Raw genomic sequence first — 16,143 nt, 5'->3', positions numbered from 1 at the left:
GGGCTATCGCTTGTTTTATCCTAATATTACGTGAGCTCTTGTACTCTTACTATCGAACATAAAAAGACTAACAGGCGGGAAATGAAAGTTGTGCAGAAAGAAAAAATTATTTTTTAAAAATAGTTTTTGTTGTTTCCGCAACCTGATTCGCAATTGTTTTGTCGAAGAGCATCGCGAGGTGGCTTACAGGTCTTGTTTTGATCGCTCTCCAGTTTTTTAAAGGTGTTGCCACGCTATTCTGAGGTAGCACCATGTTGTCTACAGGGGAATAGAACATGTAGCACGGTACATTATGAGCAGCGTGAGCTTGCTCTTGTTTTTCTATTTGTTGAATTACCTGCCCCTTGAAATCCAGCTGTCTTCCAAGTGATGTTGCTGCAAATGTTGCCAGCTTGCTTCCCTGCATGGGGGCGCCCAGCGTGATTACTCCTGCAACCCTGTCAGCATATTCAGAGCGTGCCAGCCAGTCGCGCAGCAGCAGCCCACCGAGACTATGACCGATAAGCACTGGCCTTATTGCCGGCTCTTGTTCCAGAACTGTTTCCAGATAGCTGGTCAACTCAGCGCTTACTACGTCAAACGCTTTACGGCTCGAATAGGTAAATGTTGCACAGTTGGTCAGACCGTATTTTTTGAACCAGCGGCGGTATAAAAACCAGGCAGAACAGTTATGGAATAAACCATGAACCATAATTATTGGATATTCAGTTGCTGCGAGTGGCAGTGAATTTCTGTTTTTCCAGCGCTGAACAATCGTGCCTCCGAAATACATGCTGAAAACAAAAATCTGTGCTTTGAACGCTGAAAAAACACCACGGTGCACAGCGCGGAGCGCATTTTCGCGTGAGTCAAACAGGCTCTCAATTCGTGACTGGTGTTCGTACCAGTAGAGCAGGTACGTCACAACTGCGAATACGTAGCATCCCAGTATAAATAAAAGTAGCAAGGTACAGAGTAGTATCATGATCTACTAATAATAAGAAAAGGTTAGAATGGGAAGCATTATTGGGATGAAGAAAAAGATATCTCGTTGGAGAGAGGGATTATTGCGCATCAAAAAAATTAAATGGGGACAGAGTCTGTCAGCTCCTGCCGGAGACGATAAGTAGTTCTTGTACTTCTGAGAGTCGCCGGAGAAAAACTCAAAAAGCCAGAATAACTGTTCTGGCTTTTTGAGTTTTTTATGATATGGATTAGACTAGAACAGGAAATTTTTAATACCTGTAAACACAATCTGTGCAGAGATTGCGGAGAGGATAAGGCCGCTGATCTTACTCATGATGGAGAGACCGATTGTGCCGATGACCCTCTGGATGTGCGGAGCTACGTAGAGCAGGAATCCTACAGAGAGGATAGCAGCGAGGAGTCCGAAGCTGCTTGCAATGCGGGTTGGGGTATCCGTGATCTGTGCACCCATGATGAGCAGGGTACCAATAGTCGCAGGGCCGATAACAACAGGGATAGCAAGCGGAACAACGCTGATATCGGCATCTTCTTCGATATCGCCCGGATTTTTTATAGGCGCTTTAGTTCCTTGAATAAGATGTACTGCGGACAGGAACAGCAGCGCACCAGAGCCGATTCGGAATGCATCAAGCGTAATTCCGAAGATAGCAAAAAGGGTATTGCCAAAATAAAACAGCGTGAATGCTGCAATGATAACGGCAAATGTTGTACGGATTGCTGTTTTACGCTGTTTTTCTTTAGGCATGTCAACGGTAAGCGCCAAAAACATACTGATCACGAAGAACGGGGTCAGTATGAAGAAAAATTTGACGTAGGTTTCAGTAAACGAATTAAGCATCATGATTGTTGGCATGGTTTTCCTGCTATAAAAGACAATAATATTGCTGGGTGGTACGTTAAAAATTGATAATTAGTCGAAAGCGTGAGGACGCTTGTATGCTTGTTCGTGTAACTAATCAAGCGTTTTTTAAAGTTGTAAAAAGATAGTTTTTACAGTCAATTAAGCTTGTGATTAAAGGGTGGAACATGAAGAAAGTCAGCGCGGCGAAAACACCGGTATATTTTTTTGGAACTTGTCTTGCGGATATGATGTATGCAGATTCTGCAATGGCTGCAATTCGGCTCATAGAGCGGGAAGGGTATGAGGTTGTGTACCCCATGGAGCAAAGCTGTTGCGGGCAGCCTGCATATAACTCCGGATTCCCTGAAGAAGCGAAAGAAGTCGCGTGGAAACAAGTGCAGCTTTTTGCAAAACATGATTATCCGATTGTTGTGCCGTCAGGTTCCTGCGCGGGCATGATGCAAGTGCATTACCCGAAACTTTTCAAAGATTCGCCTGATCTTTTCACAGTGAAACGTTTTAGTGAAAGAGTAATTGAGTTGACCACATTCTTACACCAGCACGCGCACGCAGTATATCAGGATAAGGGAACGCCGATTAAGGCCACATGGCATTCGTCGTGTCATGCTATGCGTGAGGCAAACTGTATTGCAGATTCCAAGGCGTTGCTGAAGCAGTTGAGCAATGTCGAGCTGATAGAACTGGAGCGTGAGCGTGAATGTTGCGGATTTGGCGGCACATTCTCCATCAAACAGCCTGAAATATCCGGAGCCATGGTGTCAGATAAAGTTGCTGATGTGGTAGCAACCGGTGCATCAGTGGTGCTTAGCGGTGACTGCGGGTGTCTGATGAATATTACAGGGCACATGGAAAAAGAAAATATTAATGTGAAGGGTCAGCATATAGCGGAGTTTATCTGGGAGCGTATCAATGGCTAGTAACGAGAAGTTTAATTTTGCGCAAAACGTGGCAGAGGCGCTGGCGGACAGCCAGCTACGGGCAAACTTCCGTTTCGCTACGGATACACTTATTCAGCGGCGCAGTACCGTGTTTGCATCGCCGGAGGAGACTGACTTTCTGCGTGACGTGGGCAGTTCCATGAAAAAAGACGTGCTGGCAAACCTGCCGGATCTGCTGGAACGGTTCGAAGCACAATGTATAAAAAACGGCATCATTGTCCATTGGGCAGAAACTGCCAAGGATGCCAACGAACTTATTCTTTCTATTCTTGAAGATCACTCTGCGAAGAAGGTGGTCAAAGGCAAATCCATGGCATCGGAAGAAATTCATCTGAATTCCTACCTTGAAAAGCATGGAAAGGAAGTAATTGAAACAGATTTTGGTGAATTCATTATTCAACTGTGCCATGAGCCACCGTCCCACATTATTGTTCCTGCCGTGCATAAAAACAGAAAACAGATTGCGGAAGTGCTGGCTGAACATGTTGAAGGTATGGAGTACACGGAAGACGTCGATGTAATGCTGGCAAACGTCCGCAGTACATTACGTGAGCATTTTAAAACAGCGGATGCTGGGATTTCGGGCGTAAACTTCGGTATTGCTGAGACCGGAACCCTGTGTCTTGTCGAAAACGAAGGTAACGGACGCATGTGCACTACCGTGCCGCCGCTGCATATTGCTTTAATGGGTATCGAAAAGCTTGTGGAGAACGTGGAAGACATTCCGGCAATCTACCGGCTGCTATGCGGTTCTGCCACGGGGCAGCGCGTTACCACCTATTTTAATATGATATCAGGCCCTCGTAAGAAAGATGAGCGTGACGGCCCTAAAGAAGTGCATCTTGTGCTGTTGGACAACGGGCGCTCACAGATAATGAACGACCCGCAGCTTGGCGATGTGCTTAAATGCATCCGCTGCGGAACGTGCTTGAATCATTGTCCTGTATTTACACGCATTGGCGGTCATGCCTACGGTTCTACCTATCCGGGGCCGATTGGTGAAATCCTTGTTCCGCAGCTTGAAGGGCTGAATCCTAAAGGTGCTATTGCAACAGCATCTTCTCTTTGTGATGCCTGTGCAGAGGCGTGTCCGGTACGAATCCCTATTCCTGAAATTATCCGCCGTATGCGCGATGAAAGTTACGGAAACAGTGACGGCGCCAGTGTGGCTGGGCATGGTTATAAAAAGAATTGTCTGGAAAGCATGGTGTGGCGCGGCTGGCGTCGGTCACAGACTTGCCCGACAATGAACAAAATGATGCTTAAGGGGCTTGCTCTGTTTGGTAAGTGGCTTCCTGCTGTCGGGCCTCTGAAATCGTGGATGAGTGTCCGCAGTAAACCAAAATTCGGGAAAAACAGCCTTAAAGATTTAGTAAAGAAAGAGGGGGTGCGTCATGAGTAGCAGTGCTGAAAGCAGAGAACGCATCTTGAGCCGCCTGTACAATGCGCAGCAATATGGACGTGACGCCTATATTCCGCAGAAAAAGGTCTGGAACATCAAAAGTCAGTCAAAAGATAAAAATATTGCAGAATTTACAGAACGTATGAGTGCCGTGCGGACGGAAGTGTTCCGTACCAAGGGAACAGAATGGGTTCCAGCCCTGCAAAAACTGGTGGAGGAGCGTGGACAGAAGACGTTGCTCCATGCACCGAACACTCCTGTAGGAAAGGCTCTGGCCGCAAACTGGGCAAAGGATAGTTCTTGTAAGCTCATTACATGGAAAGAAACTATCGAACAATTTAAAGAAGAGCTGTTTACCTGTGACGGTGCAGTAACAGGAAGTCTTGGCGGTATCGCGGAATCTGCAGCCGTTATCCTGTGGCCTACGGTAGAAGAACCACGGCTTATGTCTATTGTTCCGCCGTTGCATGTAGTGGTGGTTGAGGCAGATACGATATACACATCGTTTCAGGAAGCCATTAAAAAACTGAAATGGAATAAGGATATTCCGACGAATGCGTTACTTATTTCAGGCCCTTCAAAAACTGCGGATATTGAATTGATTCTCCAATTTGGAGTGCACGGGCCTACAGACCTTATAGTCTTCATTACAGAGTAAAGAAATCACTCGACATCGGGTGATGTAGAAAAGTCAAATCATCACAGCATATTATGTTGTGGTGATTTGACTTTTCTTACGCCCTCTTTTCGGGGGATTGCTTCGTAACCCGCCTGAAAGCAAAGAATATTAACGGATAGGGATAGAGGAGTAATGTCAGGTAAGTTTTACTTGCAGACTTTACAAGAAGCAGACTGCGAGGCTATTCTAAGTCAACGGTTTGGTGTGCTAGGGGGATATATTGCCTTTGAACATCAACCGTATTCTTTTTTTTCTTGTCAAAACTGTGACGGTTTCTCTGAAAGTGTAATTATAGCAGATGAATAGCGTTTCGGTGATTGTCGAATAGAGTGAGGCTACATGTACTACAGGCATTTTAAGGGGAAGTTCTATCAGACAGTCTCAGAAGCGTTTGATACAACAACAGAGGAAGTGGTTGTTATCTATCGGACACTTTACGCAAGTGATTACGCATGGTTTACGCGGCCAGCGGCGGAATTTTACGGGGAAAAAGAGTTGGCAGACGGAACACGTGTTAAGCGGTTCGCACCAATAGAAAAAGATTTGTTGCCGAACGAAGTACAGGACTATTTAGCGGAACATCCTATACAGAGTTTTCTATAAAGTGCTGAAACCTGCGTTTCACCTATAATAATCAGGATATTGAACAGCATAGAAAGTTTTTTTTCTTTTTTACATGCTTGAAAAAAACAGTTCAGTCCTGTAGCAAGTCCTTGACTGTATAGAAATCAGCACTTGTTGCTGTAGGAGGAAGATAGGATAATGAGCGAAACCGAAAACGATACCCAGAAAAAGAGCACTCATTCTTTTGCGCCCGGCAGCTTGGGGGCTGTCCTCAACGAGAAAGAAAAAAAGTCTCTTCTTACATACATTGCACTCGGTATCATCATTGTTGAATGTGTAGTAACGGTTGTTGCTATACTTCACGGTGTTACTAATCTGCACCCAACCGCTGATGGGAATATGGAGTACCTGTTCCCTTGGAAAGCGTACCTTGTCGCTGTATTGCTCGCTCCAATTGCAGTTATGTTCATCATCCAGATCATTGGGATGGGATTCAACCGCTTTATCAACGGTGATCCTGTAATGTCTGAAGTCGACAACGAACATATTCCTGAAAGAATGCGAAACTGGATTCATCTTATCAATGGTATGCCTACAACAATTCTGCTTGCAGGGTTCTTGTTTGTGGGTATGTTGTTGTATAATATGGATGTTATTATAGGTTTTATCCTAAAACTTGGCGAAGTTGCGGCAGAACTCGCCATCTGGATCAGTGTTGGTCTGGTTGCAGCATGGATAGTAAGTTATGTCTGCAAAATGTATTTTATGTACCGTACTCGTCGAGTCGCTGAAGAATACGCGTTTAGACGCGAAGTTCTTGAACGCACCGGCATAGCCATCATTGATCAGAAAACTGCTATTACCTCCGACGGTAGAATGCTTATTGCTGATTCAAGTATTGATGGCAGAGGCCCAATTGATATCAGTCCAGAAAACGCTGTCGAAGGTGGCACCGTTATCGAACCAAAATCTCTTCCGCCGTCTCAGGCAGATAAGTTATTATAGCAACATGAAGACAAATAAGCCCTCGCACTTTGCGAGGGCTTTTTTTTGCCTTACTACCTGAAGATGCTTTTAGCGTTTACGATATTTTTTATGTGCCTGAAGAGTAAAGAAGAGTGAGCCGATGAACGCGCAGGAGGCTTGGATGAGTTCTCCTTGTGTGAATCCACCCTGATTTGGGGGGACAGCAATAAAGGAGAGTATGCCAAGTGAAACAAGCGGGATCCAGATGCTGCAGATAAGATAGGATGTAATGATCTTAGCTCTCGGGATAAGTCGGCTTGCAAAGTATACAAGTGCAGCACCACCGACGAAAGGAGCAAGGATTCTGCCATAAAAGAAGGTGCCCACAATGTTGCTGCTCGCCATCCGAAAAATAAAACTGAATGCGAACATTATCCCGAAGAAAAGGGGGAGGAAAAGTATCCAGCGTAACCATTCCGGGAGTTTTTCATACATGCTAAACATATTTTTCTCAGTATGATATATGACTGCACGTCATGTTATATAAAAAATAAAAAAGGTATGCATAAGATAGTTTGTTCTAATGGTGTAGTAGATAAGTATGCATGTCATGCTGGTCTGATTTCTGATACTAGAAAGAGAATAAGCTTAAGAAGTCGGTCTCATCAATTCTAATTTGTCTATTCATGTGGGTTTATCAATGGTGTTGCGGTGGGGATGTAGTAACTTTGTCTCACTCTGCGCAAAATAGTTTTGTTGAAATTAACATAACTCGCACAATAGATAGAGAGGAATAGTTGTATGGCTAAAAAAGATACTATGAAAACAGCCTTCGGGCGTCCTGTCGGGAACGATTTGAATTCATTGACTGCTGGGGAACGTGGCCCGTTGCTTATGCAGGATGTTCATTTATTGGAAAAGCTGGGGCATTTTGATCGCGAGCGTATTCCCGAGCGCGTTGTACATGCCAAGGGTGCGGGGGCGTATGGATACTTTGAGGTGACAGCAGACGTCACCAAGTACACAAAGGCTGCTTTTTTGTCTTCTGTAGGTAAAAAGACCGATGTATTCGCCCGTTTTTCTACGGTTGGTGGAGAAAAGGGCAGTGCCGATGCGGAACGTGACCCTCGCGGATTTGCCTTAAAATTTTATACCGAAGAAGGTAACTACGACATGACAGGCAACAATACGCCTGTGTTTTTTATCCGTGATCCACTCAAATTTCCTGATTTTATCCATACTCAGAAGCGTGATCCTTCAACAAACTTGAAAAGCCCAACCATGGCTTGGGATTTCTGGTCACTTACACCGGAGTCCATCCATCAGGTAACCATCCTGTTTTCAGACAGGGGCACGCCTGCCACGTATCGTAATATGAACGGTTATTCCAGCCATACGTACAAGTGGTACAATGACAAAGGTGAATATTTCTGGGTGCAGTATCATTTTAAAACAGATCAAGGCATTAAAAACTTTAACGGTGCCGAAGCTAAGGACATGTGCGGGAAAGACCCTGACCATGCTACGCGTGATCTTTACAATTCTATCGCAAACGGCGACTTTCCGTCGTGGACGCTCGAAATGCAAATTCTTACCCCTGAGCAGGCCGAAACCTTTGAGTGGGACATTTTTGATATCACGAAAGTTTGGCCGCATAGCCAAGTTCCGCCAATCACTGTTGGCAAGCTTGTGTTTAATCGCAATCCTGAAAACTATTTTGCGGAAGTGGAACAGGCAGCATTCAACCCAAGCAACCTTGTACCCGGCATCGGCGTATCGCCCGACAAAATGTTGCAGGGGCGTCTTTTCTCTTACCACGACACGCATCTGCATCGTTTAGGCCCTAACTACAATCTTATTCCTGTGAATCAACCTAAAAATTCTCAGCAGTTAAACCATCAGCGTGATGGTGCCATGCGTGTAGACGAAAATGGGCTTGGAAGGCCAAACTATTGGCCGAACAGCTTCAGCACGATTCAGCCTGAGGGAAAAAATGAAGAACCGGAAATTCCACTGCATAGCGCTGCCTCCCGTTATGAATTTACACATCCAAACGACGACTACGTACAAGCAGGTAATCTTTACCGTAACGTTATGACCATGGCAGACCGTGACAGCCTCATAACAAATATTCTTGGGAATATGGCAGAGGTGCCGCTACGCATCAAACTGCGTCAATGTGCCATCTTTTATCTGGCTGATAAAGACTACGGAGAACGGGTCGCGAAAGGGCTACAGCTTGATCTCGGACTCGTGGAGCGGCTTGCGTCTATGTCTCAGGAAGAGCGTGTAGCTGCGACTGCCGATCTGTAGAGGTTGCGGCGGACTTTTACCTGCGAGGACAGCACGTCTTATATGGCAGCCTCGCGGTTTACTACCTTTTCATTCCAAAGGGCTGTCCTTAATACGTAGGAGAGCCCTTTTTTAATCTTATCTGAAATATGCTGTTTGAAGGGATGGTGGCTATCTATTTGGTATTGTTGACATAGAAAGTTGTAAGATGTAAAAAATATGAATCTTAACTAAACGTAAAGAGGTTTTTTTGATTAGAAAACGAATGGATCTTGTGAAGCTGGTTGTTAGCGAGAGTCGCAACCAGTAAGTGTTTTTTATTTAGGACGTTATTCGTATAGTGCGAACTCTACTCTTATCTCGCGAAAGCGAGTAGTTACACTTATTTTTAAGCCAACCCCCGAGTGTGTGGGGTATGCTTTTTGTGTTCTCGTCTAGCAACCACTTATTTGCGCGTATTATCGGTTTACATGTGCAGCGAACGCTGCATGTGTCGACTACATTTATTTGTTGGTCTTCCGACCACACAAACATTGTCGCACACAAGGAGTGGACTAATGCTACTTAAAGACGAACTACCTAACGATGTTGATCGTATTTCGCAGATACAATATGCAGCCTTTAAAGGGCATCCTATGCATAAGCCCGGTGCTGAACCTACAGAGCATCGAATTGTTGAACGCCTGCGCGCCTCGAACTCCCTGAGTCTTTCGCTTCTGGCAGAAGAAAACGGGGAAGCGGTTGGGCATATTGCCATGTCACCTGCAACAGTTGGCGAAGTCAGACAGGGGTGGTATCTCCTTGGCCCTGTGGGGGTTATACCAAGCCGGCAGGGTGCCGGAATCGGTTCTTCCCTCGTTCGTGAGGCTTTGCAGCAGATGCGGAAAAAGGGTGCAAAGGGTGTAGTTCTGGTTGGTGATCCAGAATTCTATACGCGTTTTGGTTTTAAAGGCATAGCCGGTCTGACGTATGCTGGAGTACCGGACCAGTTTGTTCTTGGCTTGTCTTTTTCTGACAAGGCGCCACAAGGCGAAATCATTGCGCATGATGCTTTCAATGTGAGCTCAGAGTAACAACAGAGAGCCGCAGTGTGTTGGCACTATCTGCTACATTCAACGTACGAAGAGATGCCATGAGTAGGCAGATTTTCTAAATACTATTGAAAAGGGCTGTTCTTACGTAAGAACAGCCCTTTTTTATGGAAAGTTTTTCTAGTTGTCGCAGACGAAATGCCGGAACTATGTCGAAAAATTAGACCTTGGTAAGCTGCCAGCATCGGTAACAACCAAGCGCGGAGCGGATAAGCATCATGCCACCGGTTGCGAGCCAGATCCACACAAGGGGGTGTGGTGGCTGGAACATGGTTATGAGTGCAATGAATCCTATGCCGATGAGGCAGGAAATGCACATGGCATTTCGGGTAAACGCAAAATCACCGATGCCCCAGAGGATACCGTCTGTTGCGTAGGAAAGTGAGTTCGTTGGCTGAAAAATAGCAACTACTGTCCATGCAGGGATGAAAGCGGCATATGATTCCAGCGGAATAAGAAGCCCGGCAAAAATATCGGCTCCTGCTATCATGAGCACGCCGATTATGATGCCTGTTATGAAGCTGTATCCGAAGGTTTGGCGGACGACTTGCTTGATCATCAGGTTGTCGTTTTTGCCCTTGAAATAGCCGGAAAGGCTTTGGCCTGTGATGGCGAAGGTATCCAGCAACATGGTGTTGAATACAACAAACTGCCGAATACCCTGATGTGCTGCGCCTTCGATGGCGCCTGCCTGAGTTGCAGTGCGTGTGCAGTAGAGCAGAAAGGCTATGACAAGTCCTGTACGGACTGTCATATCCCAGCCGATGGAGAGCAGACGTTTGCAGCGCGGGATATCAAATTTTGGTGTCAGACCGAGCTTTCTGTGCAGCGCGTAGAGGGTGATGGCCATGCCTATGTACTGGCTGATAGTTGTTGCCAGTGCCGCACCGGTTACGCCGAGTTCCGGAAACGGGCCGTGACCGAAGATGAGCAGCCAGTCGAGCAGTACGTTGAGCGCGTTAACGACGGTTGTGACGACGAGCGGTGTGCGCATGTCCTGTAACCCGCGAAAAATACCGAAGGCTGCCATGGTAAAGAGCACGGCTGGCCCCCCTGCGAGTCTGCATGTCATGTAGTCGATGGACAGACTCTGCATGACGCCTTCTGCGCCCATGAACTGTGAAATTTGCGGCAGGAATAACAGAGGCAGCAGGGCTGAGACAAGGCCGATGCCAAGTGCCAGCAGAAGTGATGTGCTGGCGATGGTTGCTGTTTCTGTTTTGTTTTCAGCACCGATGCTGTGTGCAATTTCTGTCTGTGTTCCTATTCCGAGAAAATTGAAAATCCAGAACGCAGAGGTAAGCACCATGGTGCCAATGCCGAGCGCTGCAAGTGGTTCTGTGCCGAGTTTTGCAACAAATGCAGTGTCAACAAGACCGGTAAGCGGCTCTGCAATGAGTGATAACAGAACTGGAACCGACATGCTTGCAAACGTTTTTGCAGGAGCATTCCTGTAGGCATGTTCGTTTAAAGATTCTGTCGTAGTGGTCATGTTTTTTTGCTCCCGCAAAATAAAAAAGTCTGCATCCGGTAACTTGGATGCAGACTTGCTTGTAGTCGTAGTGATTCTACTTTTCGTCAACAAACGGGTTAAAGTACCCGAAATCAATCCAAGGGCATGCTTTTTTGAGCCTTTTTCGGAAGAAGGTAAAGCCCATACTTGCACCGAAGTCTATATCGCTTAGCAGTTCCAAGTACATTTCCGGATCAATATTCAAGTTACGCAGCTGGATAAAGTCGAGCTTCGTGTCCGTAACAAGATTCACCAGTGCTTCAAATTCCGGCTCAGAGTCTGTAACACCCGGGAAATAGAGTAAGTTCAGAGAAACCCACTTGTTGCGTGCTTTTGCTTCCAGAATGGACTGTTTTACGTCAGCAAAACAGTAGCCGTTAGGACGGTAGTAGCGATTGTATACTTCTTCTCGGGCAGAGTTAAGGCTTACACGGATAGATGACAACCCTGCATCTGCAAGCTGTGCCACTTTGTTTGGCAAGGAGGCGTTGGTATTCATGTTAATGGTACCGCGTCCGCCTTCCGCACGAAACATAGTGATTGCTTCGGTAATCATATCTGCCTGTGTCAGCGGTTCACCTTCGCAGCCCTGACCGAATGAGAAAATCGGCTTTTCTTTTTCGTTTGCTGCATGGTGGCGCATTACGCCGCATACTTCTTCCGCTGTCGGGGTAAAGTCCAGACGATCCTGCGGGGAAGCACAGATTTGAGAAGAGTTTTCCTGAAAAGAAATACAGCCGATGCAGCGGGCATTGCAGGTACGGGAGGTAGGCAGTGGAGCCTCGTAACGACCTATTGCAAGGTTTTTCGCTGCTGGACAGGAATATTTGAGCACACATTTGTTCATGATGTGCTGCATAAGACGGTTTTCTTTGTATTTCTCTAAAAGAGTGTTGGCGAAGCGGTTGATTTTTTTACCGGAGAACCCGCGGAAAACCTGTCGTACGTCCTGATCGACTTTTTTTGCTGCTACATAGAATTTACCGTTGGCAAATCCTACTGCACCGTATGCGAACAACGGCAAAGTCGGCGCATCATCATCGCTCTGGTATGCAGCATGGGCAGTGAGGGTGTGGGCAGGTGCAACAAATGCTGCCACTGCAAATTCTTCCATTTGCTCAACTTGGCCGTCTTCCGGATCAAGTCCAAGCGCACGGCGACCCGGCAACATAAAAATATCACTGCCTTCAGGAAGCGGCATCAACTCATCCGGACGCGGCTGCGCAAGATCGTTACCCCGGCGGCACAGCATAAGTAATTCTGGATGATCGTAAATATTACCGTCTTTGTCTGCCACAAGAAGCTTGGGGCGAATTTTTGAAGAAGCCATGGTATCTCTCTATTAAAGAACAGACGCTGTCGCCTGTGTAGTGAATTTGTTTGAGGTGGTTGTGTCATACATAAAAGTGTACATGCTGGCAAAAAGTACTTTTTGGGTCGCGTTCCATTTTTTGCACAAAAAATAAAAAAAATATATGACCTTAAGATAGCAAAAAAGGACCCGATAGGAATTTCAGGTTGAGTGTGTCCAGCTTTTGACTACTGTTATAATTGCAAGTAGCTGCTTGGTGTTGACTGGTTATCATCTGGGGTGTGAGGCTGTTTTCAGGTGTCTTTTCCTAAACATAACAGAATCAGGTGCCGCAGTTGGAATGTATCTACGGTAGCCCATGGCTCTTTGAGGGGCGTGCGGTAAGCGTGTAAGAGTTGTTTTTTTTGAATGGAGCCACTTGGTATGGAATCTATGTTTTTTATTGTTCTTGCGTGTGGTGTTACCTTGATTCTGATTCTATTGTCTTTGCTGAAAAAGTACAATGAATTGCGTGACATACTTGCAAGACTTGAAACAGAAAACAGTAGTATGGAAATGAGAAAAAGTGCGTATGAATCTGAAATAGGTTTATTGAGTGAGCGCATTGCTGAATATACAAAAGAATATATGCTGCTGGAACGGGCACTTGCTGAGTCCAGGCAGGTAGAGAATGAACGGATTCTCGAAAGAGAACGCTATAAGTACATGTCATTTGTGGAGTATCTGCTGACGAAAGGGCTCATCAATAATGAAGATGTTGCTAAGGCGGAAGCGTACAAAAAGAAGAATATCAGTTCCATGGGCGTGCCTGAGGTTCTTGTGCTCTTTAACCGTATCCCTGCTGAAAGCATGAAGCAATATCGAGAAGAATTTCGTGCCGTTACTGGTCAGTAGTAGTATATGAAATAGAATGTAATGCGGCGTAGATGATTTTTTTACATAAAAATCGTCTGCGCCGCTTGCATATTATACAACATTCGTTTGTAATGCGCACCGTTGTTGTTTGTTCCATAGCTCTTTCTACGTACCCATTAGGAAGTGACAACATGTCTATTTTGACACAGAACGCGGCGCTTGCCGGGTTGTTTGAAGCACATATTGATGAGTTAGTTAAAAAAGAGCGGTTGGAAGCTGATGTTATCAAACAGGCTCTCGAGAACGGTACAATGGTACTGCTCGGTAACCCTGAACACCCTGATGTGATTCCGACGCTGGTCGGTCAACCGGCGTCTGTTAAAGTTAACGCCAACATCGGTACCTCACCGTTGAAAAACGATTTCCAGTGCGAAATGGTGAAGCTGCAAACTGCCATTAACGCTGGTGCGGATACCGTGATGGACTTATCCATCGGTGGTGACCTTGATGAAATCAGACAGAAGATGCTTTCTTCTACCAGACTTCCATTGGGCACTGTTCCAATGTACGCGGTTGCACAAAAATATCTTGATAGTGACCGTGATCCTGCTGACATTCAGCCGGATGAACTGTTTGAAGAAATTGAAAAGCAGGCAAAGCAGGGCGTAGACTACATGACCGTTCACTGCGGTTTGACTATGCGCGGCGCTGAATTTGCTACTGACGGTAGCCGTACCATGGGCATTGTTTCCCGTGGCGGTTCCATCCTTGCTCGTTGGATGTTGAAAAACGGCAAGGAAAACCCGCTTCTTACTGGATACGATCGTATTCTTGAGATTGCACGCAAGTACAACGTAACTCTTTCTCTCGGCGATGGTCTTCGCCCTGGTGCTGGCACTGATGCCGGTGACGCAGCACAGTGGGAAGAAGTTATGGTACTTGGTCAGCTGGCTAAACGTGGCCTCGAAGCTGGCGTTCAGTGCATGATCGAAGGACCGGGACACGTTCCTTTGAGCGAAGTTGAAGCACAGATTATCAGCATTAAAAAGCTCACCCATGGCGCACCGCTGTACGTTCTCGGACCGCTTGTTATCGACAGCAGCCCGGGCTACGACCACATCGCAGGTGCCATCGGTGGAGCAATCGCTGTTAAAGCTGGCGTTGACTTCCTTTGCTACCTGACTCCGGCGGAACACCTTACCCTGCCAAGCGTCGAAGATGTTCACGCAGGTGTTATGGCGTCCCGTATTGCAGCTCAGGCTGCTGAAGCCTGCATGGGCAGACCGGCAGCTGTAGAACGCGAACTGGGCATCTCCCGTGCGCGTAAAGCTCTCGATTGGGAAGGCATGAAAACCCTCGCTCTCGATCCGGATATGGTTGAAAAGCGTAGAGAAGAACATAAAGATAAACGCGAATGCGCCATGTGTGGCAAGTTCTGTGCGTACAAGATGATCGAAGAAGATCCTCAGTGTTCTAACTAATCTCGCAAATTAAAAGACCTGATACACATTGTGAATCAGGTCTTTTTTTGTTCTCCAGCAAGTAAACTGAAATATATAGTAGTTCAGTTTGGATAAAAACAATGATTCCTTAACGTTCGTAAGCCGCTATCATCTCCTGAGAGAATAACCGTTGCAGCGTTACTTGCCAGTAACACCGTTCACAACGTTTTGTGGAGTTCCGTTGAGGAAAGCTGTGATGTTGTCGGCGGCGATTTGCATCAGCGCCTTACGGGCTTCAATTGTAGCCCATGCGAGGTGCGGGGTTATGAATGTGTTAGGCGTTGAAAGGAACGGGTGATCTTTTGCTATTGGCTCATCACTTACGACATCTACGGCGAGCCCGCCGAGTGTGCCTTCGTTGAGAGCCTTTGCTACCGCTGCTTCATCAATAAGCGGGCCGCGGGCAGTATTGATGAGCACTGCGTCGTGCTTCATGAGTGCAAGAGACTGCTCGTTGATAATGTGCTTTGTATCTGCCGTGAGCGGGCAGTGCAGGGTGATGATGTCTGACTTTTCAAGAACTTCGTTGAGCTCTGCGAAAGAAAAATTGTCGTATTCTGGCAGTGGCTTAGGGCGTGGGGCGTAGGCAAGGATGTTCATGCCGAACGCATTTGCGATGCGCGCAACATTGTTGCCTGTATTTCCGAAGCCAATGATACCAAGGGTTTTACCGCCGAGTTCTCGCTGTGGAGTGTTCCAGAAGCAGAATTGGCCGTTTTTCCCCCATTCTCCTTGCTTTACTTGCTCGGAATGTAAGCTTATTTGTCGATAACACTCGAAGATAAGCGCGAAGACGTGCTCCGGCACTGCATTGTTTGCATAGCCGGGGGTGTTCGTTACAGGAATACCGAGTTCAGCAGCGGCTTTTATATCGACTACGTCGTAGCCTGTGGCGAGTACTCCAATATATTTGAGATTCGGCAGCTGTTTGAGTGTTTCTCTTGTAAGCGGAGTCTTGTTTGTAAGTAAAATATCTGCTTCTTTACTGCGCGGAATAATGTCTTCATCTTGCGTTTTTTCGTAAACCGTAACGGGATGAATACCTTCTATTGGAGCCCACGGGTTATCACCGGGATTTAGTGTTTGACCGTCAAGAATTACTGTTTTCATTGTTCGTTACTCCATTATGTTAGTATCCCTTATAAGGGTAGAGAACGTAGTTTTCAAGCCCTCTGTAATTATTTAGAAATACATTTCTGTG

The 16,143-nt window shown here is 46.3% G+C and carries 15 protein-coding genes; 9 read left to right on the top strand and 6 right to left on the bottom strand.

What is annotated here, in order from left to right:
- Positions 1–106: 106 nt before the first annotated feature.
- Both F461_RS18180 and F461_RS0115590 read right to left on the bottom strand, forming a co-directional pair.
- Complete coding sequence (locus tag F461_RS18180) at positions 107–964, bottom strand: alpha/beta fold hydrolase (protein ID WP_143154749.1); 858 nt, start codon at positions 962–964, stop codon at positions 107–109.
- Positions 965–1,198: 234 nt separating this feature from the next.
- A complete protein-coding gene (locus F461_RS0115590; RefSeq protein WP_020002092.1) occupies positions 1,199–1,819 on the bottom strand; it encodes a MarC family protein in 621 nt (206 codons plus the stop codon).
- Positions 1,820–1,992: 173 nt separating this feature from the next.
- Here F461_RS0115590 and F461_RS0115585 point away from each other — a divergent pair, with 173 nt between their 5' ends.
- The 5 genes from F461_RS0115585 (at position 1,993) to F461_RS0115560 (ending at position 6,416) form a co-directional block, all read left to right on the top strand.
- Positions 1,993–2,745, top strand: a complete 753-nt coding sequence (locus F461_RS0115585; RefSeq protein ID WP_020002091.1) for a (Fe-S)-binding protein — start codon at positions 1,993–1,995, stop codon at positions 2,743–2,745.
- On the top strand, positions 2,738–4,168 hold the full coding sequence (locus F461_RS0115580) for a LutB/LldF family L-lactate oxidation iron-sulfur protein (RefSeq protein ID WP_020002090.1): 1,431 nt from the start codon (positions 2,738–2,740) through the stop codon (positions 4,166–4,168). Before F461_RS0115585 ends, F461_RS0115580 begins: the two co-directional genes overlap by 8 nt.
- Positions 4,161–4,826: a LutC/YkgG family protein gene (locus F461_RS0115575; protein WP_020002089.1), complete on the top strand. Its 666-nt coding sequence runs from the start codon at positions 4,161–4,163 to the stop codon at positions 4,824–4,826. The genes F461_RS0115580 and F461_RS0115575 overlap by 8 nt, the downstream gene beginning before the upstream one ends.
- Positions 4,827–5,186: 360 nt before the next feature.
- Complete coding sequence (locus F461_RS0115565) at positions 5,187–5,450, top strand: DUF1653 domain-containing protein (protein WP_020002087.1); 264 nt, start codon at positions 5,187–5,189, stop codon at positions 5,448–5,450.
- 159 nt (positions 5,451–5,609) lie between these two features.
- Complete coding sequence (locus F461_RS0115560) at positions 5,610–6,416, top strand: hypothetical protein (protein ID WP_020002086.1); 807 nt, start codon at positions 5,610–5,612, stop codon at positions 6,414–6,416.
- Positions 6,417–6,485: 69 nt separating this feature from the next.
- Here the strand turns inward: F461_RS0115560 and F461_RS0115555 are convergent, their stop codons facing one another.
- Positions 6,486–6,881 (bottom strand): hypothetical protein, encoded by a 396-nt coding sequence (locus F461_RS0115555; protein WP_020002085.1) that lies wholly within the window; start codon positions 6,879–6,881, stop codon positions 6,486–6,488.
- A gap of 297 nt (positions 6,882–7,178) precedes the next feature.
- Here F461_RS0115555 and F461_RS0115550 point away from each other — a divergent pair, with 297 nt between their 5' ends.
- Entirely contained in the window at positions 7,179–8,690 is a 1,512-nt protein-coding gene (locus tag F461_RS0115550) for a catalase (RefSeq protein WP_020002084.1), read from the top strand.
- Positions 8,691–9,226: 536 nt separating this feature from the next.
- Positions 9,227–9,742: a GNAT family N-acetyltransferase gene (locus F461_RS0115545; protein WP_020002083.1), complete on the top strand. Its 516-nt coding sequence runs from the start codon at positions 9,227–9,229 to the stop codon at positions 9,740–9,742.
- A 178-nt stretch (positions 9,743–9,920) separates the two neighbouring features.
- On the opposite strand, the gene F461_RS0115540 is transcribed toward F461_RS0115545, so the two are convergent.
- Both F461_RS0115540 and F461_RS0115535 read right to left on the bottom strand, forming a co-directional pair.
- Positions 9,921–11,252, bottom strand: coding sequence for an MATE family efflux transporter (locus F461_RS0115540; RefSeq protein WP_020002082.1), 1,332 nt, complete (start codon positions 11,250–11,252; stop codon positions 9,921–9,923).
- A gap of 76 nt (positions 11,253–11,328) precedes the next feature.
- Positions 11,329–12,603 (bottom strand): radical SAM family protein, encoded by a 1,275-nt coding sequence (locus F461_RS0115535; RefSeq protein WP_020002081.1) that lies wholly within the window; start codon positions 12,601–12,603, stop codon positions 11,329–11,331.
- A gap of 405 nt (positions 12,604–13,008) precedes the next feature.
- Between F461_RS0115535 and F461_RS0115530 the strand changes: the two genes are divergently transcribed.
- Positions 13,009–13,479 (top strand): hypothetical protein, encoded by a 471-nt coding sequence (locus tag F461_RS0115530; RefSeq protein WP_020002080.1) that lies wholly within the window; start codon positions 13,009–13,011, stop codon positions 13,477–13,479.
- A gap of 152 nt (positions 13,480–13,631) precedes the next feature.
- The gene (thiC, locus tag F461_RS0115525; protein WP_020002079.1) at positions 13,632–14,921 is read left to right on the top strand and encodes a phosphomethylpyrimidine synthase ThiC; all 1,290 of its coding nucleotides are present in this window, start codon (positions 13,632–13,634) and stop codon (positions 14,919–14,921) included.
- A 159-nt stretch (positions 14,922–15,080) separates the two neighbouring features.
- Here thiC and F461_RS0115520 read toward each other — a convergent pair whose 3' ends face one another.
- The gene (locus F461_RS0115520) at positions 15,081–16,052 is read right to left on the bottom strand and encodes a D-2-hydroxyacid dehydrogenase (RefSeq protein WP_020002078.1); all 972 of its coding nucleotides are present in this window, start codon (positions 16,050–16,052) and stop codon (positions 15,081–15,083) included.
- Positions 16,053–16,143: the final 91 nt, after the last annotated feature.

This window comes from Halodesulfovibrio aestuarii DSM 17919 = ATCC 29578 (assembly GCF_000384815.1).
Taxonomy (GTDB): Bacteria; Desulfobacterota; Desulfovibrionia; order Desulfovibrionales; family Desulfovibrionaceae; genus Halodesulfovibrio; species Halodesulfovibrio aestuarii.
The sequence above is the reverse complement of the archived record's forward strand: the minus strand, read 5'-3'. Positions and strand labels throughout refer to the sequence as shown.